The organism is Roseomonas sp. AR75 (assembly GCF_005222815.1).
Classification (GTDB): domain Bacteria; phylum Pseudomonadota; class Alphaproteobacteria; order Acetobacterales; family Acetobacteraceae; genus Falsiroseomonas.
The window spans coordinates 1,003,751-1,030,675 of the sequence record NZ_STGB01000004.1; the positions used below are offsets into that span (position 1 = coordinate 1,003,751).

Sequence of the window (26,925 nt, forward strand, 5' to 3'; positions counted from 1 at the left end):
CAGCCCTTGGCTCGCCCACGCGGCGCAGGATGCTTGCAGGCCTGGCCGCAACGGCCGGCTTCGCCGCTTCCGGCATCGCGCCGGCGCGTGGCGCCACGCCCATCGAGGTCACCGACATCGCCGGACGCAGCGTGACGCTGCGCGCGCCGGCGCGGAAGATCATCCTGGGTGAGGGGCGGCTGATGTACGGGTTCAGCACCCTGGTCCCGCGCGCCCCCTTCGAGCGCATCGTGGGCTGGGCCGAGGACATGGTGCTCTATGACCCGGCCACCTGGCGCAAGCTGAAGGCCGGCTTCCCGCAGGCCGAGCGGATCCGGCGCTTCAGTTCGGCCGTCAATGCGGATTTCAGCACGGAGCAGGCCATCGCGCTGGACCCCGACCTCGTGCTGTTCCCGCTCTCCGCCTATCAGCGGATCGAGGCGACCGGCACCATCGGCAAGCTGGCGCGCGCGGGCATCCCGACCGCGATCGTGGATTTCCGCGAGCAGGCCTCGCATACCACGGCACCCAGCATCGAGGTGCTGGGCAGGCTTCTGGGCCTGGAGAACGAGGCCCGCGCCTTCAACGACTTCTACCTGCGGGAGACGCGACGCGTTTCGTCGCGCGTCTGGAACCTGCCGCCTGCCCGCCGAACCACGGTCTTCATGGAGCGCGCGGCCGGGATCGATCCGAACAATTGCTGCATGACCTTCGGCAACGCCAATCTCGGGGTGATGCTGCAGGATGCCGGCGGCATCAACTGGGGCGCGGCGCGCTTCCCCGGCCTCGGCGGCACGGTGAATCCGGAGGCGATCTTCACGGACGATCCGGAGGTCATCATCGGCACCGGCGCCGACTGGTCGGAGAGCACGCCCGGCTCGCGCGGCGTGCCCTTCGGCTACGAGGCGACGCCGGAGCGCGTCCAGGCGGCGTTGCGCGCGCTGGCGGAACGGCCTGGCTGGCCGCAGCTCAAGGCGGTCCGCAACAAGCGCTTCTACTCGATCTACCATCAATTCTACACCAGCCCGGCGCATCTGGTGGCGATGCAGGTCTTCGCGAAGTGGCTCTATCCGGCCAGCTTCGCCGACCTTGATCCGGATGCCACCTGGCGCGCCTATCACGAGCGCTTCTCGCCCATCCCGCTCTCGGGCGTGTTCTGGGCACAGCTCGCGTGAGCGCCGCGACGGCGCCGGGGCTTGCCGGCGCCGCCACGCGCCGGGCGGGCTCCCGCGCGCTCTGCCATGCCGGATTGCTGGCGATCGCCGCAGCGACGGTGCTGGCGCTCATGCTGACCGATCTGGGCACAGGCCCCGGCGCGCTGACCGCCGGCCAGGTCATGGGCGCCTTGCTCGATCCGGCGGGCAGCCCGCCGAGGCTGGTGGTGATCGTGTGGGAGATTCGCCTGCCGGTAGCGCTGCTGGCGGCGGTGATCGGCGCGATGCTCGGCCTGGCCGGCGCGCAGATGCAGACCATCCTGGACAATCCGCTGGCGGACCCCTTCACGCTCGGCCTGTCCTCGGCGGCGGGGGTGGGCGCTTCCGTCGCGATCGTCACCGGTCTCTCGGTGCTGCCGGCGACCGGGCCGACGCTGGTGATGGCGAACGCCTTTCTGTTCGCCTTCGGCGCCGCCATGCTGGTGCATGCCTTCACCCTGTGGCGTGGTGCGACGTCCGAGACGATGATCCTGTTCGGCATCGCGCTGATGTTCACTTTCAATGCGTTGCTGGCGCTGCTGCAGTACCGCGCCTCCGAGACTCAGCTGGTGCAGATCGTCTTCTGGATGATGGGATCCCTGCAACGCGCCAGCCTGGGCGGCATCAGCGTGGCGGCCGGGGTGCTGGCGATCTGCGGCCTGCTGCTTTGGCGCCGGCGCTGGGCGCTGACGGCGATGCGCTTCGGCGACGACCGCGCCGCGAGCCTCGGCGTGGACCCGCGCCGCCTGCGGTTGGAAGTGCTGCTGCTCGTCGCGCTGCTGTCCGCGACCGCGGTCTCCTTCGTCGGCGTGGTCGGTTTCGTCGGGCTGGTCGGGCCGCATGTCGCGCGCATGCTGGTGGGCGAGGACCAGCGCTGGTTCGCGCCGATGGCAACCCTGGCCGGGGCGGCGATGCTCTCGGCCACGTCCATCGTCTCGAAGACGCTGTCGCCCGGCATCATCTACCCGATCGGCATCATCACCGCCCTGATCGGCGTGCCCTTCTTCCTCTCCCTGGTGCTGGCGAAGCGGAGTGTCGCGCGATGAGCGGACTTTCCATCGAGGATCTGCACGTCGCCTATGGCCGGCGCGCGGTGCTGCGCGGCGTGAACGCCGCGGCGCTGCGCCCTGGAACCGTCACGGCGCTGCTGGGCCCGAACGCATCGGGGAAGTCCACGCTGCTGCGCACCGTCGCCGGACTGAAGCGGCCGAGCGCCGGACGGATCCGGCTGGACGGCGAGGCGATCTGCGGCCTCGGCCTGGCGGCCCGGACGCGGCTGGTGCGCTACGTGCCGCAGAGCTTCGCCTCCGCCGCGCGGCTGACCGTGTTCGACGCGGTGCTGGTCGCGGCGCGGACGGCAGGTGCGACCGGCCCTTCGGCCCGCATCATGGCGAAGGTCGAGGCAATCCTCGCGCGCGTGCGCATCCCGCATCTGGCGGCCCGCATGCTCTGCGATCTCAGCGGGGGTCAGCAGCAGCTCGTCGCACTGGCGCAGGGCCTGGTGCAGCCCGCCCGCGTGCTTCTGCTGGACGAGCCGACCAGCGCGCTCGATCTGCGTCACCAGCTGGAGGCGCTGGGGCTCCTGCGCGAGATCGCGCGCGCCGAAGGCCATGTGGCGATCGTCGCGCTGCATGATCTCTCGCTCGCTGCCCGCCACGCCGACCGCGTGCTGCTGATGGATGGCGGGACGGTGGTGGCGGATGGCACGCCCGATTCGGTGCTCGGCGATCCCGTCTGCGGCAGGACCTATGGCGTGCGGCTGCACACGGAAACCTCGCGCCATGGCACGCTGCTGATCGACGCCGCGCTGCCATGACCCAGGCAACGGGGCGGAACTTCGATCTCAAGGAGGAGATCCGGGCCTACTGGTCCGATCGTGCGCCGAGCTTCGACTCCGCGGCGGGCCACCGGATCGGTGATGCCGACGCGGCGGCCTGGCATCGCCTGCTTGCCCAGGGGCTTGGCCCGCTGCAGGGCCGCAGCGTGTTGGACCTGGCCTGCGGCACCGGCGAGGTCAGCCGCATGCTGCTCGAACAGGGCGCCAAGGTCACCGGCGTGGATTTCGCGGAGCCGATGCTCGACCGCGCCCATGCGAAGCTGGCAAGGCGCGGCTGGAGCGGCCGGCTTGCGGATGTCGAGACTCTGGCCACGCTGCCGGATGGCGCCTTCGACGGTGCGGTGACGCGGCACCTGGTGTGGACGCTGACCGATCCCGCCGCCGCATTCGCTGCGTGGCGGCGCGTGCTGAAGCCGGGCGGGCGGTTGCTGGTGGTGGATGGCGACTTCGTGGGCGAGACGCTGCGCGGCAGGCTGCTGCGCCGGCTGGCGAGAGCGCTCGGCGGCCCGCCCGCGCCGCGCACGGCCAGTGCGGAGACGCACCAAGCCATCCTGGCCCGCGTGCACTACAGCGCCGGCCTGTCCTGCGCGCGGCTCACCGAGGACCTTCTGCGCGCCGGCTTCGCCGAGCCGCGGCCACTCAACGTGACGCGCATCTACCTGCGCGGCCTGCGCGACGTGACGCTGGCCGAGAAGCTGCGCCTGCTGGCGCCCACGCGCTTCGCGCTGTCCGCGCGCAAGCCCGCCTGACGGGTCAGGCCACGACAAGGATATCCGTCGCGGCCAGCGCCGGTTGCAGGGCGAGGGTGGCGATGGCGACGGCCGCCCCCCCGCTGCTGCCATCCGCATCCCAGCTCAGCACGCCGGTTGCCGCGTCGTAGAGAAACTGCGGCATCGCCGCATTGGGCGCGCCCGGCGCGAGGCGCGCCGCATCCAGGGTGCCGAGCGGCAGCATTCCGCCGAAGCCGGCCGAGGAGATCCAGATCGCATCCTGTCCGGGCGCGAAGCCGAGGATGAGATCCTCGCCCTCATCCGGCGCGTCGAAGCGGAAGGCGTCCGCCCCCGCTTCGCCGGCGAGCGTGTCGTTCCCCGCGCCGCCCGCAAGAACATCGCCGCCGAGGCCGCCGAGCAGCCGGTCGGCTCCACTACCGCCCAGCAGCGTGTCCGCGCCGCCGAAGCCGAACAGGCTGTCCTCGCCATCCGCGCCCTGCAGCAGGTTGCCCGCCGCGGTGCCGAGCAGCCGGTTCGCGAGCGCATTGCCCGTGCCGTCCGTGGCGCTGCCGAGCAGGACCAGGTTCTCGACCTCCTCCGGCAGGACCAGGCTGATGCGGGACTGCACGGTGTCCACGCCGCCGCCGGCCGCTTCCACAAGCATGTCTCCGGCATTGTCCACCAGGAACAGGTCGTCGCCCGATCCGCCTTCCATCGTGTCGGCGCCGAGCCCGCCATCGAGGATGTCGTCGCCGCCTTCGCCGCGCAGCCGGTTGGCACCGGCATTGCCGATGATGAGGTTCCCGAGCGCATTGCCTGTGCCGTCGGCAGCGCTGCCGATGAGCACCAGCTTCTCGACCTCCGCATCCAGCGTGTGGCTCACGCGCGCCTGCACGATGTCGACGCCACCGCCCGGCAGCTCGACCACCCGGTCGCCGGCATTGTCCACCACGAACAGGTCGTTGCCCGCGCCGCCCTCCATCGTGTCGGCGCCGAGCCCGCCATCGATTCGGTCATTGCCGTCCTCGCCGCGCAGCAGGTTCGCGGCGTTGTTGCCGTTGAGCCGATTGGCAAGAGCATTGCCGGTGCCCTGCAGCGCGGCGCTGCCGAGGATCAACTGTTCCACATTCGCGGGCAGCGTGTAGTCCACCAGCGCCAGGACGACGTCATACCCGCCATTCGCGGCTTCGCTGATGACGTCGCCGATCGTGTCCACGACATAGGCGTCGCCACCGCCATTGCCCTCCATGCTGTCGGATCCCTCGCCGCCGATCAGCCGATCCGCGCCGCCAGAACCGATCAGCGTGTCGTTGCCCAATGCGCCGGAAAGCAGGTTGCCGGCCGCATTGCCGATGATGAGGTTGTCGCGGGCATTGCCGGTGCCGTCGATCGTGTCCGCGCCGAGCAGCACCAGGTTCTCGAACTGGCCCTGCAGCGTGAAGGAGACGCGGCTATGCACCGTGTCCGTCCCGCCATCCACGCCCTCCAGCAGGATGTCGCCGGGCTCGTAGACATAGGTGTCGTTGCCGTCGCCTCCGACCATCGTGTCCGCGCCGCCGGCGCCATCCAGCGTATCGTCGCCCGCCATGCCATCGAGGCGGTTGGCTGCGTCATTGCCGAGAATCGCATTGTCGCGGTCGTTGCCGGTGCCGGTGATCGCGGCGTCGCCGAAGAACGTGAGATCCTCGACATGCGCCGGCAGCGCATAGCCGATGTTCGTCAGCACGAGGTCGCGGCCCTCATCGGCCTGTTCCTCGACGACATCGCCGGGCGCGAGCACCGTGTAGATGTCGTTGCCGCCGCCCCCGGCCAGGGTGTTGTCGCCAGGGCCGCCGATCAGCCTGTCATTGCCCTCGCCACCGCTCAGCGAATCCGCGCCAGGCCCGCCGAACAGCGTGTCCGCGCCGTCGCCGCCATCCAGCGTGTCGTCGCCCTGCTGGCCGCGCAGCGTGTCGTTGCCTCCGAAGCCGAAGAGCTGATCCGGCCCGGAATGGCCGATCACCTCGTCATCGGTGCCGAGACCGCCCAGCGGAATGGGATCGCCCTCATCGTCGAAGAACACGTCCGGCCGGCTGGTGTCGAATGCGATCACGGCCCAGGTGGCGGGGTTGACGATGCGCAGCACCTGCGTCGCGTCCCGCGAAGCAAGGCCGCTTCCGGTCTCCGTCGCGCGCACGACGAAGACATCCTCCAGGTACTCGGCGCCGGCGAAGTCCAGCGGCGCATCCTGCACATAGGTGAAGCCGCCATCCGGCAGCAGGTCCAGCGTGCCGAAGCTGGGGCCGCTGACCAGCGAGAGGGAGAAGTCGTCGCCTTCCGCGTCCGCGGCCAGCACATCGCCATCCAGCGTGCCACCGGGGGAGAGCGGATAGAGCAGGGAGGCTATGTCAGGGGTGTCGTTCACCGGCGTCACGGCGATCGCGACGCGCTGCGTGGCGATGCCGTCGCGTGTCAGGGGATCCACGCCCTCGCCCGCGATCTCGGCGCCGGATGTTCCCGCAAGCTCGCGGAAGCCGAGGCCGGTCGTCGCGACATAGGCGAAGCTGCCCATGTCGCCGGAGCCGTCTCTGGGCCCGCGGTAGTACAGCGTGGCCAGCGTCTCCGGCGACAGCGTGTCGCCGAGCGCCACCACCTGCTCGATCAGCACGGTCAGGCCCGTTCCCGCGAAGGCGGGGTCGGGCGTGCGGAAGAACACCGTGCCCTGCGTCGGCAGTTCCGTCACCGTGATGGTCAGGGCATGGCCCAGCGGATCGAAGGGCGCGTCGATGCCCAGCGCGACGCCGGCAACCGGCGGGTCTGGCGGTAGGCCGAGCACGCGGTCGGGCGTGCCGGGCGCCGCGCCCTCCAGGGCATAGGTGAAGGTATCCGCCGCGGTGCCGTAATCCTGGCCTGCCAGAACCTTCAGCGCTGCCAGGTCGGATGCGGCGAAGCTGTCGCCGACGGCGAGCGGCGTCCCATCGGGGCGGAGCAGCTGCGCGGTCCCGGGCAGCGCGACGACGCGATACAGGGCGCCGGCCGCGACCTCCGCCGCGGGCGCCCGCGCATTCAGCCCGAACGGCTCGCGCGCATCCTCGGCGATGTGGAGGCTGCGGTCTGCCTGCACGACAGGATCAAGGCTGTCGAGGCGGATCTCCTCGCCGCCGATGATGACGCGCTCGACGCCGATCAGCTCAAAGATCGCCGGCGCGGCATCTGCCAGCTCGATGACATGGTCCATCGGTGGGATCGCGCCCAGGGCGATCGGCGTGTTGTCCTGCGGCGCATAGAGGCTGCTCACGCCGTTGAAGTCGATGATCTGCTGCGGCGTGACGATCTGCGGGCTGAACATCAGGTCGCCGAGGCGCAGCACGCGCGCGCCGTCCGGCGTCAGGATCAGCTGCACCAGGCCTTCGCCCTCGAAGACCACGGTGTCGACGCCGGTGTTCTCGGCGCCGTCGATGACCGTGGTGCGGAGATCGACGGGAAGGAGTTCGTAGGAGCCGTCAGGCGTCTGGCCGACATGGACCGTGTCCGCGCCGTCGCCGAGTTGGATCGTCTGCCCCATGCCCGTCAGCTGAACGCTGTCGTCGCCCGATCCGAGCAGGATGGTCGCTGGGCCGATGCCGAGCAGCGTCAGGGTGTCGTTGCCCGCACCGAGGTCAAGCTCGGTGACTGGCCCGCCCGGCGGCAGGGCAGTCTGCAGGAACCGGGCGGGATAATCGAACTCGACCCGCCGGACTGCGCCGCCTTCGCTCAGATCGAAGACGTCGATCTGAAGGGCAATGGTGGGTTCCGCCACGATCGGTGCAAGCGAGAGGTCGAGCAGCACGGTGTCGGCATGCGCGGAGCCGAGGAAGCGCTCGGCATTCGCCGCCTGATCGCCGGCGGCATGATTGCCCGCGGGCAGGCCCAGGCCGCGGTTGTCGAGCACGATGCCGCTTCCCGCCGCCATCAGGTTCAGCGTGACTCCTTCCGGCGCCAGCGCGTAGCTGACGGTGTCGAAGCCACCGCGCCCGTCCATGGAATCGGCGCCGCCCATACCCTCGAAGACGTTGTCGCGCGCGTCGCCGAGCAGCGTGTCCGCGGCGGCGCTGGCTATGACGTTCTCGATGCCGAACAGCGTCGCCTTCTCGATGAGGTCGTCATTACCGCGCAGCCAGTTCGCCTCGCCATAGACCACGCGCTGGCCGGTGACGGTGCTGATCGTGGTGTTGGCCGGCGCCGCATCGAGGTCCACCACGGCGCGCGCCGTCGGCGCGACGGAGGGGTAGAAGCTGAGGCCGCGGTCGAAGCGCAAATCGAGCGTGTCGCTGCCGGCACCGCCCCAGAGGAAGGAGCCGAAATCGGTGATGCTGCTGGAACTGCCGACTTTTACTTCGCCCACATTGACGCGCGGGGAAGCGCTGGTGGTGGTGGCGTCCGGATCCAGCCCGCGGAGCTGGTTCAGCAGCGTGGGCACGCCGGTCGGGCCGAGGAAGCCGCCGCCGCGACGGGGGATCCCGCCTTGACCGGGGAAGGAGAAATCGTTCGAGAGGCTCTCGCCCTGGCCGAAGCCGAGCCGGTCGTCGCCAGCACCGCCTTCGATATAGTCGTCGCCGCCGTTGCCGAACAGCGCGTTGTCCCGCGAATTGCCGAAGATGCGGTCATCGTTCTGCGTGCCGATGATGCCTTCGATGCCTTGGAGCGTATCGTAGGAAAGGGTGGTGGCGGCGGAACGCAGCGAGGTCGCGGTGTTCACGCTGAGCACGGAGCCGGAGTAGCTGCTGCTCCGGATGTCGTCGTTGCCGTTGTGCTTGTCGAGGTAATCGGCCTGCGTCTGCCCCTGCGCAAGCGGCAAGGGAATGCTCAAACCGATGATCGCGCTTCGCGTGAAGCCCGAATAGATCTCGCTCACGGGCGCATAGCCGTCGTTCCACCCGGTCTCGATGCCGAGGAAGCCGCTATGCGTGTAGTCGAAGCGGCCGCTGCCGCTGACCGAGGTCAGCCAGATCTGCGAGCGCAGCTCCGGCGCGATGATGGAAGCGAAGCCGGCTGCGCCGCCTTCGTCCAGCCGGGCGGAGAGATAAGGTGCGTCGGTCACCCTGTACGTGAAGGTCAGGTCGCGGTCGGTCGTTCCGATGATGTCGCCGAAGATGTTCTCCGTGATCGTCTTGTAGCGGCCCTTGCCGCCGACGCTGCCGGTGAGAACCTTGTTGTTCACCTCGAAGGCGGCGATGTCGAAGCCGTCGCCGCCGACGAAATTGCCGTTGCCCGTGACATTCGCCGCTTCCGCATTGGCAAGCAGGACACGGGCGAACAGGTCGTCGCCGCTGCCGCCGAGCAGCATGTCATTGCCGCCCTGCGCGGCGAGCCGGTCGTTGCCTCCGCCGCCATCCAGCGTTTCCGTGCGGGTGGAACCGATGAGGATGTCGTCGAAATCCGTGCCGGTGACGCGCTCGATTCCGGTCAGCAGGTCGCCTTGCGCCTCTCCGCGATAGCCGCGGCCGATGCCCTCGACATCGAGGTCGATGAACACGCTGGTCGGGGCGTCCGCATAGCTGACCCGGTCGGTTCCCAGTCCACCTGCCATGGAGTCGGCGCCGCGCCCGCCGATCAGCAGGTCGTTGCCGTCGCCCCCCGTGAGCGTGTCGTTGCCATCCCGTCCTTCCAGCGTCGCGGCACCGATGGGAATGATCGGAAAGTCGTTGAAGTCGCCGCCATCCAGCGTGTCGGCGGCCGAAGGTGCCACCTCCAGCCGGTTGCCTTCGGCGTCGCCGATCAGCCGCGTCGGCGTCGAGAGCGCGCTGCGCAGGTTCTCGAAGCCGGTGAGCTCCGCCATCACGCCGCCGGCGTCCGAGACGATGCCGAGGGACAGGTCGATGAGCGTCGGCAGCTTCGGCCCGTCCGCGACAAGCTCCAGCCAGTCCTCCCCCTCGCCGCCATCGAGCAATCCCGGCATGCTGCCCGCCCGCCATCCGCCATTGCCGATGATCACCAGGTCGTTGCCGGCGCCGGCACGCAGCACGAGGTCGAGCTGGCGAAGCAGGATTTCGTCTTCCCCGCCGAGCGTCTCGATTTCGGCAAGCGCGCCCAGCGCGTCAGCGACCTGGTCGATGCGCACCAGGTCGGCCGCGTCGGTCAGGCGCAGGCGCTCGATGTCGCTGAGGAAGGTCACTGCCCATACGGGCGCCTGCGGCGTGCCCGGCCGCAGGACCACATAGGGGACGAAGCCTTCGGGCGGCGAGCCGGCCCACACGGCCACGCCGGCGCGCTCGCCCGCGCGGATGGTGGCCGACAGGTCGCCGCTGAGGACGCGCCCGTCGAGGCCGCCGAAGTCGAGCACGTCCTGGCCGTCGCCACCCTCGATCGTCGCCGCGCCTTCGCCGGGCTCGATCGTGTCGGCGCCGCCGAGGCCGCGGATGCTGTCGGCTCCGGCGAAGCCGATGATGCGGTCGTCGCCCTCCGTGCCGTCCAGCGTGTCGGCCTGCGGCGTGCCGAGGATCGCGTCGCCGAACTCGGGCGCCGGCGGCTCGGCGCCGAGCACGAAGCTCGCCAGGTGGCTGTCCTGCAGCCGAAACGCCTTGTTGTAGAGATCGACGATCTCGAGGTTCAGCAGCGGGAAGGATTCGCGGAACAGCGGGCCGAGATCGATGTCGAAGCCGGCGCCGAGGGTGAAGGGTCCGATGTCGATGCTGGCATCGAATTCCGCGCTGGCCGCGAGGCCCGAGAGCAGCAGCGAGAGGTCGAATTCCAGGCCGGTACGGTTGGTGGCCAGCGGATAGGCCTGCGTCTCCACCTCCACGAAGGTGGTCTCGCCGTCGTAACGCAGGCTGAGCGCGCCAATGTCGCGCAGGAAGGGCGTTTGCTGCAGCGGCGAGACCACCTCCGCCACCTGCTGGCGATACAGGCTGTCCGACGGATCGAAGGCGACCGGGATGATCTCGATCTGCGCGCCGGCGCCGCTGCCGCGGCTGATGCGGTAGCCGACCTCGACACCGCTGAGATCAAGCTCGACCGTCTGGTCTTCGCCCAGGATGGGCGCGCTGCGCGCCATCACCGTCCCCGCATCGAGGTCCAGCCATTCGGTCGTGCCGGCAGGCCGCCAGACCATGCGGCCGCCGATGCTGCCGGTCTGGCCGGTGAAGGCGCCGGGGATGCCGTCCTCGAAATCCACGAACAGCTCGAGATCCCGCGCATAGGTCAGGTTCTGCGACGCCAGGTCCCGCAGCTCCGCTTGCACCGCCGCGTCCTGGAAGACGCCGGTCGGGTCGTAGACGAGCTGCCGCTCGACCTGCACGACGTCGACGAACTTCTCCGCGCCCTTGCTGCCGTCATCGTTCAGCGCATAGAAGCTCAGGCGAGTGCGCAGCTCCGGCGTCAGGGTGAATTCCTGCACCAGCGGCAGTACCGCTTCGAGTTCCACGTCGAACAGGTTGTAGTAGAAGCCCGCCGAGAAGCTGAGCGGGCCGATGCTGCCTTCCAGCGGCGGAAAGCCGAACTCGAGCGGGGGAAAGGCGCCGCCGGTTGCGAATGTGATGAGCCCGTCCACGTCGAGGACGAGGCGCGCGAGATCGTCCTTGTTGCCCTCCGCGATGTTGTTCCCGTCGGCATCCAGGTCCTCGACGATCTCGCCGTTCAGCAGCTTGCGCCTGGGGTCGGTGACGAAGACGCCGTCGAGCAATTTCGAAGCGGTGTTGATGCTGGGAACGAGGATGTCGATGGAGCCGAGATCGATGCCGGAAAGATCGGGTTCCTCCTCCTCCTCCTCCTCCTCCTCCTCGTCATCCTTGGGCGGGACCTCCTCGCCTTCCTCCTTTACCTCGGCCTTCGGCTTCTCCTTTGCCTTCGGTGAGGAGACGAAGGTGTTGAGTGGGACGCTGATGCCCGCGAACTGGTCGTTGGCGTCGTAGGCCGGGTCGAGGCCGGCCATGTCCACCAGCTCCTCGGTGGTGACGCCGAGCAGGTTGACAGGGTCCGCCGCGCCTTCCGCGGTCTGTCGCGCCGTGTCCACCGAGATGAGCGGGATGGTCGTGCTCGGCGAGAAATCGGCCAGCTTGTAGATCCGGTTGTTGCCGGCGACGCCGAGCTCGGCTGCGAGCAGCACATCGAGGGCGGCGACCAGGTCGAGCTGGAAGCGCAGGCTCGGGAAGCTGGTGGTGAAGCCGGAGTCCTGGCCGAAATCCGGTGTGCCGGCGAAGTAGATCGAGACGATCTCGTTGTTGTCCGCGACCGGATCCAGATCCGGAAATGACAGCGCGAGGTCGTACGGCAGGATCGCATCGATCGAGCCGGGGTCGAAGGCGGCGGTGATGTCGAGGCCGAAGACCGCGCGCAACTCGCCGAACAAACGGGCCCGGAACAGCTCGACATTGCCGATGAAGGGGAGGTTCGCGGAGACCGCGCCGCCGAGGCTGAACGGCCCGCCGAAAGGCGTCGGGCGGCCCACGCCAAAGAACTCATGATAGGGCTCCGGCGGTTGATTGCCGCCGAATTGTCCACCCGAGGGTTCGAAGATTACCGAGTCCAGGAGTGAGACATAGCCGTCGCGGTAGGTTGTTCCCATGGCGGTCCAGCCTGTCCCCTGAGTCTCGAGCCTCCCATGCTCGGCTCTTGGACTAGAGCTATGCTCGATTGAGCTGGAGTGACAATGGTTTATGCCGCAGCGCCGGACGCCGTGATGGGACTATATTCGGCCTTCACAGCAAGCAGGCGGCAACAGTTCTGTATCGTATTGCGAGACCTCGCTGCCCATACGCGACGGAAGCCGTGTTCGAAGGCGGGATTCCGCCTGATGCAGCCGGCGCGCGCGGCGGCCAAGCGGCACCGAGGAAGCGGCGAGACGCCGCTCCCACCTCACGTCAACGTGAGTGCGCCTCAGATCAAACGGAGAACCCGGTTCAGGTTGCGTGGCCGGTGATGCGGTCGATCTCCGCGGCGTCGTCGGAGCCGAGCGTCCAGGAGCCCGCCGCCGCATTCGCACGCACCTGCTCCGGCGAAGTCGCGCCGGCGATGACGCTCGCGACGGGTGCGCGCGACAACAGCCATCCGAAAGCAAGTTCCAGCAGGCTTCGACCGCGCGATTCTGCGAAGTCAGCCAGCTTCTCCGTCGTTCCCCAATTGGGCTCGGTCAGGTAGCGGTCGGCCAGGCGCTGCGTCTTCGTCAGCCGCGCGCCTTCCGGCATCGTCGCGTTGCGCCGGTACTTGCCGGTGAGCAGGCCGCTCGCCAGCGGGAAGAAGGGCAGCAGGCCCAGCCCATGCGCCCGCATCGCGGGCAACAGGTCGGCCTCGTGCTTGCGCACCAGCAGCGACATCTCATCCTGGCAGGAGACGAAGCCGGAAAGCCCGATGCTGCGCGCGGTCCAAACCGCCTCCACCACCTGCCAGGCCGGCAGGTTGCTGCAGCCGGCGTAGCGGATCTTGCCCGCGCGGATCAGGTCTTCCAGCGCGCGCAACGTCTCCTCGATCGGCGTGCGTGGGTCGGGCCGGTGCTGCTGATAGAGGTCGATCCAGTCGGTCCGCAGCCGCTTCAGGCTCGCCTCGACCGCGGCGATGATGTAGCGGCGGCTCGCGCCGGCGAGGCGTCCTTCGTCGTCCATCGGCATGGCGAATTTCGTCGCCAGCACGATGTCCTTGCGCCGCGGCCCGAGGATCTCGCCCAGGATCGTCTCCGACCCGCCGCGCTCGCCATAGACATCGGCCGTATCGAACAAAGTGATGCCGGCATCGAGGGCGGCATGGACAACGGCGCGGCTCGGCTCCAGCCCGATGCGACCGCCGAAATTGTTGCAGCCGAGCCCGATGGCGGACACCTGCAGGCCGGACCGGCCGAGATTGCGGATCTCCATGGCGACGACTCCTTTCCGGGACTTCGAAGCATCGTTCATACGCCCCCAGGCCGGGCGAGGAAGCCCCGGGCGCCCGCGGTCAGGCTGCCGGCCGCGAAGTTCGCGGCATGCGCCTCATGCGCGTGGCGCACCATGTCGACGAAGCGCGTTTCCGACATCTCGCGCCACCAGGCCCGTGTGAGCGCCAGGCCGCCGGGCGGCTTCGCGGCGAGCGAGGCGGCCAGATCCGCCACGCGCGCATCCAGCCTTGCGGAGGGCAGCACCTCATGCACCAGGCCGAGCTGCAACGCCTCCGGCGCTCCAACCCAATCGCCGGTAAGGACGAGACGCTTCATCGCAGCCTCGCCCACCACCTCGCGCAGCAGGAAGCTGCCCATGATCGCGGCAGAGCCGATGTTGAGCTCGGTCATGCCCATGCGCAGATCCTCCGCTGCGATGCGCAGGTCGCAGAGCAGAGCAAGCTGGAAGCCGGCACCCGCCACCGGCCCGTGCAGCCGCGCGACCAGCGGCCTGGTCATGCGGCGCATGCGATCGTAGAGGCGCGCATACGCCTCGATCCGCTCATGCGCCGCCGTGGCGTCCAGCGCCGCACTCTCCTTCTGGTCCTGGCCGGCGCAGAAGGCCCGGCCTTCGCCCCGCAGCACGATGCAGCGCACGGCCGGATCGTCCTCCAGCGCCGCGAAGGCCTCCGTCAGGTCGCCGCGCTGCTGCCGGTTCAACGCATTGAGCACCGCTGGACGGTTGAGGGCGATGGTGGCGAAGCCGTCCGACAGTGTGATCGAGAGCGCGTCGAAGCTGCGCATAGCAAGGGGCCCTTCGCTCGTGCTGCCAGGCGGCAGCTTGCGCAAGCCTGCCTGCGGCGGCAAGGGAAGCGTGTCTGGAGCGGCGCGCGAATCCGCGGCATGCTGCGCTTCGATGGATCTCGCCTTTCGGGAAGACCCGGGGCGGCTGGCGGCGGACCTATGCGCTACTCGATCTTCAACCTGCTCAGCAACGCCGTCGCCGGCAACCGGCTATGGACGCCCGCCTGGCGCGATCCACCGCCAAAGTCGCAATACGATACGCTGATCGTCGGCGGCGGCGGCCATGGGCTCGCCACCGCCTACTACCTGGCGAAGGAACACGGCATCACCGATGTCGCCGTACTCGAGAGGGGCTATGTCGGCTCTGGCAATGTCGGGCGGAACACCACGATCATTCGCTCCAACTACCTGCTGCCGGCCAACACGCATTTCTACGAGAAGTCGCTGCAGCTCTGGGAAGGGCTGGAGCAGGACATCAACTACAATGCCATGGTGTCGCAGCGTGGCGTGCTGAACCTGTTCCATTCCGATGGGCAGCGCGACGCCTATGCCCGGCGCGGCAACGCGATGCGGCTGGCCGGCGTGGACGCCGAATTGCTCGACGCGGCCGCGGTGCGCGCGATGGTACCGGGCATCGACATGGAGAGTGCGCGGTTCCCCGTGAAGGGCGGCCTGCTGCAGCGGCGCGGCGGCACGGTGCGGCACGATGCCGTCGCGTGGGGCTATGCCCGCGCGGCGGACCTGCGCGGCGTGGACATCCTGCAGCACACGGAAGTTACGGGCATCCGTGTCGAGCAAGGCCGCGTCACCGGCGTTGAGACGACGCGCGGCTTCATCGGCGCAAGGCGCGTTGGCCTGGCGGCGGCCGGCAATTCCGGCCGCGTCGCCGCGATGGCCGGGCTGCGCCTGCCGATCGAAAGCCACGTGCTGCAGGCCTTCGTGAGCGAAGCGGTGAAGCCCGTGCTCGACACGGTCGTCACATTCGGCGCGGGGCATTTCTATGTCAGCCAGTCCGACAAAGGCGGGCTGGTCTTCGGCGGCGACATCGACGGCTACAACAGCTACGCGCAGCGCGGCAGCCTGCCGGTGGTGGAGGAGGTGATGGAGAGCGCCGTGTCGCTGTTCCCGGCCTTTTCCCGCCTGCGCTACCTGCGCCAATGGGGCGGTGTGATGGATATGAGCATGGATGGCTCGCCGATCATCGACCGCACGCCGATCGAGGGTCTCTTCCTGAATTGCGGCTGGTGCTACGGCGGCTTCAAGGCGACGCCCGCCTCCGGGTGGTGCTTTGCGCACACCATCGCCACCGGCGCGCCGCACGCGCTGAATGCCGGCTTCCGCCTGGACCGCTTCGCCACCGGTGCGGTGCTGGACGAGAAGGGCGCCGGCGCCCAGGCCAACCTGCACTGAGGGCGCGGTCCGATGACCGAAGCGCTGGATGCGCGGAGGTCTGAATCGGACCGCCAGAGAGAGGCAGCATGCGGATCACCTGTCCCCATTGCGGGGCGCGCGGAAATGACGAGTTCACCGTGCTCGGCGCCGCCGATCTTGTTCGACCTGCTGCCGATGCGCCGATGACGGATTGGATCGCCTATGTGCATGAGCGGGAAAACAACCGCGGCCCGCATCGCGAGCTCTGGCACCACCAGGCCGGCTGCCGCGCCTGGCTGGTGGTGGAGCGCGACACCGCCACGCATGCCGTAATTGCGGTGCGCGCCGCGCGGGACGGCGTGGCATGAGCGCGCAACCATGGCGCCTGAAGCAGGGCGGGTTGATCGATCGCAGTCTTACGTTCGACTTCCGCTTTGACGGGAAGCGCTACCAGGGTCATCCCGGGGACACGCTGGCTTCCGCGCTGCTGGCGAATGGCGTGCGTCTTGTCGGGCGGTCCTTCAAGTATCACCGCCCGCGCGGCATCCTTTCGGCCGGCCCTGAGGAGCCGAATGCGCTGGTGGAATTGCGCAAGGGCGAAAGGCGTGAACCGAACACGCGCGCGACGCAGATCGAACTGTTCGAAGGGCTGGAGTCGCGCAGCCAGAATCGCTGGCCCTCGCTGGGCTTCGACCTCGCTGCGGTGAACGGGTTGCTCGGCCCGCTGATCTCGGCCGGCTTCTACTACAAGACCTTCATGTGGCCCGCCGCCTTCTGGGAGAAGGTGTATGAGCCGCTGATCCGCCGCTCCGCAGGGTTGGGCCGCGCGCCGCAAGGCGCCGATCCCGACAGCTACGAGCGTGCCCATCTGCATTGCGACGTCCTGGTGATCGGCGGTGGTCCGGCGGGGCTGATGGCGGCCCTCGCTGCCGGTCGCGCCGGTGCGCGCGTGGTGCTGGTGGAGGAGGATTCCGCCCTCGGCGGCCGCCTGCTCTCCGAGCGGGAGGAGGTGGACGGCCAAGCAGGCGTGGACTGGGTGCGCGTGGCGGAGGATGAACTCGCCGGGCTGCCGCGCGTCCGCATTCTCCGCCGCGCCAGCGCCTTCGCGCTGCTCGACGGTGGCGTGGTGGCGGCGATGGAGCGCGTAGCGGACCACCTGCCCACGCCGCCTGCCCACCTGCCGCGGCAGCGCTACTGGAAGATCGTCGCGCGGCGCGTGGTGCTGGCCGCCGGCGCGATCGAGCGGCCCGTCGTGTTCGGCGGCAACGACCGCCCCGGCGTGATGCTGGCTGGTGCCGTCCGCAGCTACGTCAATCGCCACGCCGTGCTGCCGGGCCGGCGCGCGGTGGTGTTTACCGCCGGCGACGATGGCTGGCGCTGCGTGGCGGACCTCGCGCGCGCCGGTGCGCGGATCGAGGCGGTGGTGGATGCGCGCGCCGAGGTGCCGCGCGCGCAGGCGGTGCTTGCCGAGGCGCTGGGTGCGAGGCTGGTGGCTGGCGGGCGCGTGGTCGGCACGCAGGGTGGACGGCACCTCACCGCCGTGCGCATCGCCGATGCGCAAGGTCGCGAGGATGGTGTCGGCGCCGATCTTCTCGCTGTCTTCGGCGGCTGGAACCCGTCCGTGCACCTGTCCTGCCATCTCGGCGGCAAGGCGCGCTGGAGCGAGGCGATCCATGCCTTCATCCCCGGCGCGCTGCCGTCAGGGATGGGCGTAGCCGGTGCGGCGGCAGGCGCCTTCTCCACCCATGCGGCGCTGGCGGAGGGTGCGCGCGAAGGCGTCGCCGCGGCACGCGATTGCGGCTTCGCCAGCAACGGCCCCGGGGTGCCGCGCGCGGAGGACGCGCCGTCGGATCTCGTGCCGCTGTTCCATGTGCCGCGCGGGCGCGGCAAGGCCTTCGTGGATTTCCAGCACGATGTGACGGACAAGGATGTGGCGCTCGCGCATCGCGAGGGCTTCCGCAGCGTCGAGCATCTGAAGCGCTACACCACGCTCGGCATGGCGACGGACCAGGGCAAGACGGCGAATGTCACGGGGCTCGCGGTGATGGCCGGCCTCACCGGTCTCGGCATCGCGGGCAGCGGCACGACCACGGCGCGCCCGCCCTGGACGCCAGTGGCGATCGGCGCCATCGCGGGTCCTCATCGCGGCAGGCATTTCCGGCCGGCGCGCCGCACGCCGCTGCATCACTGGGCTGCGTCGAACGGCGCGAGCTTCGTCGAGGTCGGGCCCTGGTATCGCGCGGAATGGTATGCTCGCCCTGGCGAGGCGGGCTGGCGTGATAGCGTGGACCGGGAGGCGCTGGCGGTGCGCGCCGGCGTCGGCCTCTGCGACGTCTCGACGCTCGGCAAGATCGAGGTGGTGGGCCCGGACGCGGCGGCGCTGCTCGATCTCATCTACGCGAACACGATCTCGACGCTTGCCGTCGGGCGCGTGCGCTACGGGCTGATGCTGCGCGAGGACGGCTTCGTGATGGATGACGGGACCGTCGCGCGCCTGGCGCCGGACCGCTTCTTCGTCACGACGACCACGGCCAATGCCGGCAGGGTCCTGCAGCACATGGAGTTCTGCCACCAGGTGCTGCGGCCCGCGCTGGATGTCTCGCTGCTGTCCGTCACCGACGCCTGGGCGCAGGTCTCCATTGCCGGACCACGCGCGCGCGACCTGCTGGCCGCCGCGCTGGATCCCGGCACCGACCTCTCGAACGCGGCGCTGCCGCATATGGGCTGTGCGGCCGTCGCGGTTGGCGGCGTGCCATGCCGGCTGTATCGCCTCTCCTTCTCCGGCGAGCTGGCCTATGAACTCGGAATCCCGGCCGACTATGGCGAGGCCGTTGTTGCGCGGCTGATGCAGGCCGGCGCACCCTTCGGTGTCACGCCCTACGGCACGGAGGCGCTCGGCGTGCTGCGCATCGAGAAGGGCCACCCCGCGGGCGGCGAGCTGAACGGCCAGACCACGGCGCGCGATCTCGGCCTGGGGCGCATGGTGTCATCCCGAAAGGACTGCATTGGGCGCCGCCTGGCGGAGCGCCCTGCGCTGACCGATCCGGAGCGCCCGGTGCTGGTCGGACTGAAGCCGGCGGATGGCCGCACGCCGATCCGTGCCGGTGCGCATCTGTACGACGTCGGGGCACAAATCGTCACTGCAAACGGAAAGGGCCATGTCACATCCGCCTGCTTCTCGCCGACGCTCAGCATGCCCGTAGCGCTCGCGCTGCTGAGACGTGGTGCGGACCGCATCGGCCAGCGCATCCGTGTGCTGGACCCGGTGCGCAACGGGGATCTTGAGGCCGAGATCTGCTCGCCCGTCTTCGTCGATCCGGAAGGAGGCCGCACGCGTGGATGAGGTCGCGATGCGCCCGCGCGCGCCGCTTGCGGACGCGCTGGTGGCCGGACGATATGGCCGCGCGGAGGTCACGCCCGGCGTTTGGCTGAGCGAGCGCACGGATCTTGCAGCTGCGACCGTTGCGTTGCGCGCGGGGCATGCCGACGCACTGGCCGACCGTCTGCGCGCGCTTTTCGGACTGGATCTGCCGCAGCGGCCGGGCTGTGCCGCCGACAATGCGCGCGAGGTCGTCTGGACGGCGCCGGGCCAGTGGCTGGCGCTGGATGCGGTGCGGCGCGGCCTGGCGCGCTTCGGCTTCGCGCAGGATCTTGCGGCGGCGCTTGGCGATGCGGCTTCGGTGACGGACCTCACCGGTGCGCGCGCCATCCTGCGCCTGTCCGGCCCTGGCGTGCGCGACACGCTGGCCAAGCTGGTGCCGGTGGACCTCGACGCCTCCGTCTTCCCGCCCGGCAGCGCGGCGGTGACGCTGGCAGCGCATATCGGCGTGACGCTCTGGCGGCCACCGAACGCCGAAGGCGCATGGGACCTCGCCTGCTACCGTTCCTTCGGCGAGAGCCTCCTGCACGCCGTGCAGGAAGCCGCCGCGGAGTTCGGCTGCGAGGTCAGCGCCGCGGCTTCATCCATCGACGAGGGCGCGTAGCGCCGCGTCGCGCTCGGCCTCGGCCGCCGCGATCCGGGCGCGCCAGGAGGCGAGGCGTGCTTCGTCCTCCGCCAGCCGGCCGGCCATGCGCTCCGCCATCCGCCGCACCTCGCCAGGCGCGGTGCCGCCGCGGATGGCGCGCGCGGCCACCGACTGCGCGGGGTCAAGCGCCTGCGCCACCTGCGCGGCGTCGAGGCCCGCCTTGCGCCCCGCCACCTCCTCCGCGGCCTCGTCCACGATCGCGACGGTCGCCTCATGCGCGCCGCGGCCGGCCTCCATCAGCCGCCGCACGACCGCGCCGGCGACATGATGCGCCGTGCGGAAGTCCATCTCGGCGCCGCGCACCAGCGCATCGGCGAGGTCGGTGGCTGTGGAGAAGTTGGCGCGGGCGCGCGCCAGCATCAGCTCCGGCTTCGGCTCGGCGGTTGCCGCCGCGATGCCGGCCAGCGCCAGGGCACGCTCCGTCTCGGCCAGCGCCGGCCAGATCATCGCCTGGCCTTCGCGATGCGCATCCAGCGTGTTGGTGAAATGGCTGCCGCGGATGATGCTGCCGGCCGAGGCGAAGGCGGCGACGACATGGCCTGCCTTGCCCTTCAGATGCTCCAGCACCACCGGGTTCTTCTTCTGCGGCATGATGGAGGAAGTGCCGCAGACGGAATCCGGGAACTCGATGGAGGAAAACTCGTGGCTGACCGCCACATGCATGTCTTCCGCAAAGCGGCTGAGCGTCAGCGCCGTCTCCGCCGCAGCGGCGACGACCTCCAGCGAGAAGTCGCGGCTGGCGACGCAATCCAGCCCATGCTCCAGCACGCCGTCGAAGCCGAGCAGCGCGGCGACAAGGTCCCGATCCACCGGGAATGTGGTGGTCGCCAGCGCCGCCGCGCCCATCGGCGAGAGGTTCACCCGCGGCCAGGCATCCATCAGCCGCGCCGCATCGCGCTCCAGTGCGGAGGCAAGGCCCGTCAGGTAGAAGCCGAAGGTGATGGGCTGCGCCGGTTGCAGATGCGTGTAGCCAGGCATCACCACATCGGCAAAGAGCGTGCCACGGCCAAGCAGCGTGCGGCGCAGGGCGAAGGCGCCATCCAGCAGGCGCAGCACGGCGTCGCGGATGCGCAGCCGGTCCAGCGCCGCGGAGAGATCGTTGCGGCTGCGTGCGATGTGCAGGCGACCCCCAGGGTCCGACCCGACCAGCTCGATGAGGCGCGCCTCGACGTTGAAATATGCGTCCTCGCGCGAGGGATCCGGCGTGATCGCGGCCGCGCCATCCTGGTCCAGGCGCAGCAGCCCGCCCGCGATCGTCTTCGCCTGGGCCGGCGTGACGATGCCCTGGCGCGCCAGCATGACGAGATGCGCGGCGTTCAGCGCGCCGAGATAGGGGAAGCTCAACACGAGTTCGCCGGCAAGGCGGGGGCGGTAGATGTGTTCCAGAACCTCCGGGGCGATGCCCTGCGAGAGGCGACGGCTGACTTTCGATTCGTGTGACATGGCGTGTGACGGCTTTCCGGTAGCGATCAGAGGCGTGAGGCGTCGGGCGCGCGGATGGTCGTGGCGGAGGCACGGCCGAGCCGGCGTTCCAGCCGCCGCGACGCCCAGGTGAGGACGGAGCAGATCGAGAAATAGACGAGGAGGACGAAGCCGTAGATCTCGAAGGCGGGGTTGATCCCCTGCATCACGGTGCTGCGTTCGATGATGAGCCCGCCGGCCTTCAGGAACTCCGTCACGCCCACCAGGGCGCCAAGCGAGGTGGACTGGATGATCAGCGCCAGCAGCCCAGTGAAGGCCGGCAGCACCGCGCGCAGCGCCTGCGGCCACAGGATCAGCAGGTAGATCTTCCACACCCGTAGCCCGAGCGCGGTTGCGGCTTCCCGCTGCCCCTTCGGCACGGCGTTGATGCCGCCGCGCACGATCTCGGCGCCGTTGGCGCCGCCCCACAGGGAGAGTCCGAGCGCCACCGCGGGGAAGGGCTCCAGCGGCACGCCCAGGAACGGCGCGCCAAAGAAGATGGTGAAGATCGTGACGATCAGCGGGATGTCGCGGAACGTCTCCACATACAGCGCCACCAGCACCCGCACCCAGCGCGACTTCGCCGTCGCCAGCGTGCCGAGCACGACGCCGAGGATGGTGGAGGAGAGCAGCGTGACTGCCGCCAGCAGCAGCGTGGCGCGCAGCCCGATCAGCAGCAGTGGCGCATTCTCGACGATAAGGGCCAGGCCGTAGCTCATGCGCGGAAGGGCCGCTGCAGATGGTGCTCGATGACCCGCACCGCCGCGCTGAGCGACAGCACCAGCACGAGGTAGCCGACCAGCAGGACGGCCAGCATCTCGAATGCCCGGAAATCGCTGGCGATACGGTCGAAGGCGACACCGGCCAGGTCGCGCAGGCCGATCGCGGAGACATAGGCGCTGTTCTTCACCAGCGAGACGCAGGTGTTGAGCATCGACGGCAGCCCCGTGCGCACCGCGAGCGGCAGGCCGATCTTGCGCAGATACTGCCCGCGGGTGAGTCCGAGGGCGCGCGCCGCCTCGCGCAGGCCGGGCGCGACGGCCGCAAGGCCGCCGCGGACGTTCTCGGTCTGGAAGGCGCCGGCCCAGAGCGTCAGCGCCAGCACGCCCGACCAGAACAGCGACAGCGTCAGGCCGATCGCCGGCAGGCCGAAGAACACGAAGAAGAGTTGCACGAGCAGCGGCGTGTTGCGGATGAACTCGACATAGGCCGCGAAGACCTGCGACAGCACCGGCACGCGCATCACGCGCATGCTGGCGCCGAACAGGCCGATCAGCACCGACAGTACCATGGCGATCGCGCTGATCTGGATGGTCAGCAGGAAGCCGGCGCGCAGCGCCGGCATCTGCTGCACCAGGTAGCCGATGTCGAACTCCACCGAACTGGCTCAGCGCGCGTTCGGCCGCGGCTCCATGAAGGCCGCGGTATAGGGCGCGCGGATCTCGGCCGGCACCCACTTCTCGAGCCAGGCAGTGTACAGGCCCTCGCGCTTCATGCGATCCAAAGCAGCGTTGATCCAGGCCATCCACTCCGGCTCGTTCTTCCGCACGCCGACCGCAGCGTCGGAAACGGCGAAGGGCTCGCCGACCATGCGCAGATTCGGGTCGCGCGCGGCGATCACGATCAGTGTTGCGGCATCATGCGCATAGGCGTCGCCGCGGCCCTGGATCAGCGACTGCAGCGCATCGGACGCGGTGTTGAGGCGCAGCGAGTTCAGCCCGGGCATGTTGGCGTCGAACCACGCCGCCTGGGTCGTGCCGCTCAGCATGATCACCGTGCGGTTCCGCACGTCGTCCAAGGTGCGGATCGGGCTGTCGCGCTTCACCAGCATGTCGGATCCGCCCCAGCGATAGGCGTTGGAGAAGTCGATCACTCGCGCGCGGTCCGGCGTGACGCCGAGCGTGGCGATCAGCAGGTCCACGCGGCGCGCATTGAGCTGCGGGATGCGGTTGGCCGCGGTGACGCATTGCAGTTCGATCTTGTCGGCGCTGCCGAAGGCCCAGGCCGCCATCTGGCGCGCCATCTCCACCTCCACGCCGGCGAAGCCGCCATCCGGGCCGCGGAAGCCGTAAGGGGGCTGGTCGCATCGCACGCCGGCGCGAAGCACGCCTTGGTCACGGATGGATTGCGGCAGCGGCGGCATCTGCTGCGCCATGGCCTGCCCCGCCGCGAGACCGAGCAGCAGCGCCCCGGCCGCGAAACTCCTGCGCAAGATGTTCATCCCTGTGCCTCCTTCCTGGATGTGGTGGTGATGGGCCGGCCGGGTCGTCCCAGCCGTTCTGCCACGACCTCCGCCGGATTGGCGGTGAAGTCGCGGAGGTGGTAGGCGGCGCTCGCCATCTGCACGAAGGCCGCGGTGTTGGTCAGCGGCGGCACGGCGGGGAAGGGAATGTCGGCGAAGAAGGCGCGCCGGTTCGTCCGCCCCAGGATGAGCTGCGCCGCATGCCAGCCGAGGAAGCTCATCAGTGCCACGCCGTTGCCGTTGCATCCCACGGCGTGCATCACGCCGTCCTTCTCCGCCACATGCGCGATGCGGTCCGCGGTCATCGCGACATAGCCGCCCCATGCATGCGTGATGCGCACCGCGGCCAGTTCCGGCCAGAAGCGCAGCATGCGCGCGCGCAGCGCATGCGCCAGGTATTTCGGCTCGGTCTGCAGCGCTCGCGGTCGGCAGCCGAACAGGATGCGCGTGCCGTCCGGCGAAGGGCGCGTGTAGGTGAGCTCCTTGCGGCTGTCGGTCACCATGCGCCGGCGCGGGATCAGCCGGTCCATCATGCCGGGGGGCAGGGGCTCCGTGGCGATCTGGTAGCTCATCACCGGCACCAGGCGCTGGTGCAGCCATGGGCTGGCGCGGTCGGTGTAGCCGTTGGTGGCGTAGAGCACGTGCTGCGCGCGGATATCGCCGCGCTCGGTCCGTACGGCGTGGCCGTCGCCCTCGCGATGCGTGCCCAGCACGCGCGCATGGCTGAACAGCCGCGCGCCCGCGCCGCGCGCCGCGTCGCGCAAGGCGCGGTTCAGCTTGGCCGGATGCACGCCGCCGTACTCCTCCACCACGAAGCCGCCATGAAAATAGTCGCTGCCGACTTCCTCGTGCTGCTCCTCGCGCGAGAGGATGCGGATGGTGACGCCGGTGCGCTCATGCAGCGTCGCCGCGTTCTTCTTCAATGTGTCGAGGTGCTTCGGCGTGAAGGCGCCGAAGAAGCGGCCGCAGAGCTGCAGGTCGGCGTCGAGCTTCTCGCGCGCGATCAGGTCCTTCAGGAACTCGAATGTCGCCTTGCTGTCCTCCAGCGCGGCAACCTGCTTCTCCACCGGCAGGCCCTTCAGCGCGGCGCTCAGCACCAGCTTCTGGCCGGAGCTCACCATGCCGCCGGAGCGGGAGGAGGCGCCGCCGCCGAGTGGCCCGGCATCCAGCACCGCGACGGAAGCCCCGCCGCGCGCCGCTTCCAGCGCGGCAGAGAGCCCGGCGAAGCCGCTGCCGATGATCACCAGGTCGCAGCGCGCGGGGAGCGGTTCGTCACGCGCCGTTTCCGGCGGCGCGGCGTCCCACCAGTAGGGTTGCGCCAGGAAGCCGGGATGGAACGCGGTCTCGCTCATTCAACCAACTCCAGCGGCGGCGGCGCAGGCGCATCCGCGTCGCGTGCGGCGGCCGAGGTGCCGATGATCACGATGCGCGCGCCCGCCTCGAGCCGCGATGCGACGCGCGGCAGCGCCGCGAAGCCGGCCGCTGCGCAGAGTTCCAGGAAAAGCCCGTGGCGCGTCGCAAGCTCGGCCTGTGCGGCCTCGGCCGCTTCGTCCGAAACCACCACCGCCCAGCCCCGTGTGTCGCGAACGGCGCGCACAGCCTGGTCGGTCGTCGTGCCGCCCGCCGTCGAGGCCTGCCGTGTGCTGCCGGGAAAGCTGTCGGTGCTGTGCGCCGTGCCGGCCAGCACGGCCTCAAGTCGCGGGAACGGCTCGATTGCGATCAGCCGCGGGCCGGCATGCGGCCAAAGGCCCGCATCGCGCAGCGTCGCGAAGCCGGCGGCGAGGCCCCAGATCGTGTCGCCGCGGGCGGTCGGCACCAGGATCGCGTCAACGCCATTGGGCATCTCCGTCGCGATCTCGAAAGCGAGGGTGCGATAGCCCTCCACACCCCAGGCGCTGCTGCCCACCGGCGGCAGCGCATGATTGGTCGCGGGATACCAGCCCTCGGCCGCAAGGCGCGCGGCGAGCCTCCAGCGTTCGAGGCTCTCCCATACGCCGAGCACGCGCGCGCCATGCGCATGCAGTGCGCGCCGCACGGCAGCCGGCACGGCGGGCGTGACGACCACGGCGCAGCCGATCCCCGCGCGCGCCGCATACGCCGCCAGGGAGATCCCGGCATTGCCGGAGGAGGCGCAGACCACGCCCGGCGCGCCGATCTCCTGCGCGCGCGCCACGACCAGGGGCGACATGCGGTCCTTGTGGCTGCCGGTCGGGTTCATCCACTCGGCCTTGACGGCCAGCGCACGGAAGCCTGGTGGCCCGACGAGCGGAATAAGCGGTGTGCCGCCTTCGCCCATGTCCGCCCAGCGCAGATAAGGCAGCCAGGCACCGGCCGCCTGCATGCGCGCGCCGGCGGGCGGCAGGGCACGCGCACCCGGTGCGTAGATCGCGGCGAGGCTGGTCGGCGCGCCGGCCGCGCGGGCGCGCGGGCAGCCTTCCGGCCAGTCGGCGACCGGCAGGTCCGGTCCGCCATCGAGCGGGCGGAAGCCGAGCAGGTCCGGGTTCCGCAGGATCGCCGCACCATTCATGGCCGCCATTGACGGCCCACCTGCGCCATGCCGTCAAATGCCTTGTGTCGCAGTTTCAATGCACCGGAGGCATGGCAAGCATGGAGCTGAAGCAGGTGGAGGCATTCCATGCCGTCGCGCGCCATGGCGGCTTCTCTCGCGCTGCGCGCGCGCTGGATGTCGGGCAGCCCTCGCTGACGCGCTCCGTTGCGCGGCTGGAGGCCAGTATCGGCTTCCCGCTGTTCCTGCGCGGGCAGGGCGCCGCGCGCCTCACCGCCGAAGGCGAGGCCTTCCTGCGCGAGGTGGAGCGCGCCTTCACAGGGCTCGAGCGCCTGCGGCGCGCCGCGCAGGACATCCGCAACTTCGGCACGGGCCGGCTGCGCCTGGTCTGCCTGCCGGCGCTGGCGGGCGGCGTGGTGTCCGGTGCGCTGGCGCGCTTCCTGCACGACCGCCCTGGCGCGACCGTCGCGTTGCAGGTGCGGCCATCCACCACCGCCTATGACTGGGTGGGCACGCGCCAGGCCGATCTCGGCGTGGCGGCGCCGCGCAGCGGCTTCCCGGCGGTGGAGGAGCAGCCCTTCATCGCGCTGTCGGGCGTGCTGGTGGTGCCGCGCGGTCATCGCCTGGCGCGGCGGCGCACGCCGATCGGACCGCGCGACATCGCCGAGGAACCCTTCCTCGCGCTCGCGCTGGAAGATGGCACGCGCCATGCGTCGGACGAGGTGTTCCGCCGGGAAGGCGTCGCGCCCCGCATCCGGCTGGAGACGCAGTACAGCAGCACGCTGTGCCGTCTGGTTGCCGCCGGGCTTGGCGTGGCCATCGTCAATCCGCTGGTCGCGGCCGATGAGGCGCGCGGCCTGCCCATCGTCGCGCTGCCCTTCCTGCCTGCCGTCTCCTTCCGGTATCTGCTGTTGCGCCCGCGCGGCGGCGGGCGCGACAGGCTGGCGGAGGCCTTCGCGTCGGAACTGCTGGCCGACGCGGAGCGCGCCGGGTGA

General features: G+C 70.0%; 18 protein-coding genes. 9 read left to right on the top strand and 9 right to left on the bottom strand.

All coding sequences use genetic code 11. The features are described from left to right. Positions 1–29 precede the first annotated feature (29 nt). The 4 genes from E4T13_RS18820 to E4T13_RS18835 are packed head-to-tail and all read left to right on the top strand — an operon-like array spanning position 30 to position 3,758. Entirely contained in the window at positions 30–1,154 is a 1,125-nt protein-coding gene (locus E4T13_RS18820; RefSeq protein ID WP_170985072.1) for an ABC transporter substrate-binding protein, read from the top strand. Then, entirely contained in the window at positions 1,151–2,218 is a 1,068-nt protein-coding gene (locus tag E4T13_RS18825; RefSeq protein WP_206030221.1) for an iron ABC transporter permease, read from the top strand. Before E4T13_RS18820 ends, E4T13_RS18825 begins: the two co-directional genes overlap by 4 nt. Then, positions 2,215–2,988: an ABC transporter ATP-binding protein gene (locus tag E4T13_RS18830; protein ID WP_137179808.1), complete on the top strand. Its 774-nt coding sequence runs from the start codon at positions 2,215–2,217 to the stop codon at positions 2,986–2,988. Before E4T13_RS18825 ends, E4T13_RS18830 begins: the two co-directional genes overlap by 4 nt. Next, entirely contained in the window at positions 2,985–3,758 is a 774-nt protein-coding gene (locus E4T13_RS18835) for a class I SAM-dependent methyltransferase (RefSeq protein ID WP_137179809.1), read from the top strand. The genes E4T13_RS18830 and E4T13_RS18835 overlap by 4 nt, the downstream gene beginning before the upstream one ends. Positions 3,759–3,762: 4 nt before the next feature. Here E4T13_RS18835 and E4T13_RS18840 read toward each other — a convergent pair whose 3' ends face one another. The 3 genes from E4T13_RS18840 to E4T13_RS18850 form a co-directional block, all read right to left on the bottom strand. Beyond that, positions 3,763–12,240: an Ig-like domain-containing protein gene (locus E4T13_RS18840; RefSeq protein ID WP_137179810.1), complete on the bottom strand. Its 8,478-nt coding sequence runs from the start codon at positions 12,238–12,240 to the stop codon at positions 3,763–3,765. Between the two features lie 334 nt (positions 12,241–12,574). Next, on the bottom strand, positions 12,575–13,522 hold the full coding sequence (locus E4T13_RS18845) for an aldo/keto reductase (protein ID WP_137179811.1): 948 nt from the start codon (positions 13,520–13,522) through the stop codon (positions 12,575–12,577). Positions 13,523–13,557: 35 nt separating this feature from the next. Further along, positions 13,558–14,325 (bottom strand): enoyl-CoA hydratase/isomerase family protein, encoded by a 768-nt coding sequence (locus E4T13_RS18850; protein ID WP_137179812.1) that lies wholly within the window; start codon positions 14,323–14,325, stop codon positions 13,558–13,560. A gap of 159 nt (positions 14,326–14,484) precedes the next feature. On the opposite strand from E4T13_RS18850, the gene E4T13_RS18855 reads away from it, so the two are divergent. The 4 genes from E4T13_RS18855 (at position 14,485) to E4T13_RS18870 (ending at position 19,679) form a co-directional block, all read left to right on the top strand. Beyond that, a complete protein-coding gene (locus tag E4T13_RS18855; protein ID WP_137179813.1) occupies positions 14,485–15,735 on the top strand; it encodes a sarcosine oxidase subunit beta family protein in 1,251 nt (416 codons plus the stop codon). Positions 15,736–15,803: 68 nt separating this feature from the next. Beyond that, entirely contained in the window at positions 15,804–16,064 is a 261-nt protein-coding gene (locus E4T13_RS18860) for a sarcosine oxidase subunit delta (RefSeq protein ID WP_137179814.1), read from the top strand. Then, on the top strand, positions 16,061–19,039 hold the full coding sequence (locus E4T13_RS18865; protein WP_137179815.1) for a sarcosine oxidase subunit alpha family protein: 2,979 nt from the start codon (positions 16,061–16,063) through the stop codon (positions 19,037–19,039). The genes E4T13_RS18860 and E4T13_RS18865 overlap by 4 nt, the downstream gene beginning before the upstream one ends. Beyond that, entirely contained in the window at positions 19,032–19,679 is a 648-nt protein-coding gene (locus tag E4T13_RS18870) for a sarcosine oxidase subunit gamma (protein WP_137179816.1), read from the top strand. Before E4T13_RS18865 ends, E4T13_RS18870 begins: the two co-directional genes overlap by 8 nt. On the opposite strand, the gene argH is transcribed toward E4T13_RS18870, so the two are convergent. Genes argH through E4T13_RS18900 form a run of 6 tightly spaced genes read right to left on the bottom strand, consistent with a single transcriptional unit; the run spans position 19,656 to position 25,960 of the window. Beyond that, positions 19,656–21,164, bottom strand: a complete 1,509-nt coding sequence (gene argH / locus E4T13_RS18875; protein WP_137179817.1) for an argininosuccinate lyase — start codon at positions 21,162–21,164, stop codon at positions 19,656–19,658. The genes E4T13_RS18870 and argH overlap by 24 nt on opposite strands. A gap of 26 nt (positions 21,165–21,190) precedes the next feature. Further along, positions 21,191–21,901: an amino acid ABC transporter permease gene (locus tag E4T13_RS18880; protein ID WP_206030222.1), complete on the bottom strand. Its 711-nt coding sequence runs from the start codon at positions 21,899–21,901 to the stop codon at positions 21,191–21,193. Further along, complete coding sequence (locus tag E4T13_RS18885) at positions 21,898–22,560, bottom strand: amino acid ABC transporter permease (RefSeq protein ID WP_137179818.1); 663 nt, start codon at positions 22,558–22,560, stop codon at positions 21,898–21,900. Before E4T13_RS18885 ends, E4T13_RS18880 begins: the two co-directional genes overlap by 4 nt. Positions 22,561–22,569: 9 nt before the next feature. Further along, on the bottom strand, positions 22,570–23,403 hold the full coding sequence (locus tag E4T13_RS18890) for a transporter substrate-binding domain-containing protein (protein WP_206030223.1): 834 nt from the start codon (positions 23,401–23,403) through the stop codon (positions 22,570–22,572). Beyond that, entirely contained in the window at positions 23,400–24,776 is a 1,377-nt protein-coding gene (locus E4T13_RS18895) for an FAD-binding oxidoreductase (protein ID WP_137179819.1), read from the bottom strand. Before E4T13_RS18895 ends, E4T13_RS18890 begins: the two co-directional genes overlap by 4 nt. Beyond that, positions 24,773–25,960: a PLP-dependent lyase/thiolase gene (locus tag E4T13_RS18900; protein ID WP_137179820.1), complete on the bottom strand. Its 1,188-nt coding sequence runs from the start codon at positions 25,958–25,960 to the stop codon at positions 24,773–24,775. The genes E4T13_RS18895 and E4T13_RS18900 overlap by 4 nt, the downstream gene beginning before the upstream one ends. Before the next feature lie 71 nt (positions 25,961–26,031). Between E4T13_RS18900 and E4T13_RS18905 the strand changes: the two genes are divergently transcribed. After that, positions 26,032–26,925 (top strand): LysR substrate-binding domain-containing protein, encoded by an 894-nt coding sequence (locus tag E4T13_RS18905; protein WP_170985073.1) that lies wholly within the window; start codon positions 26,032–26,034, stop codon positions 26,923–26,925.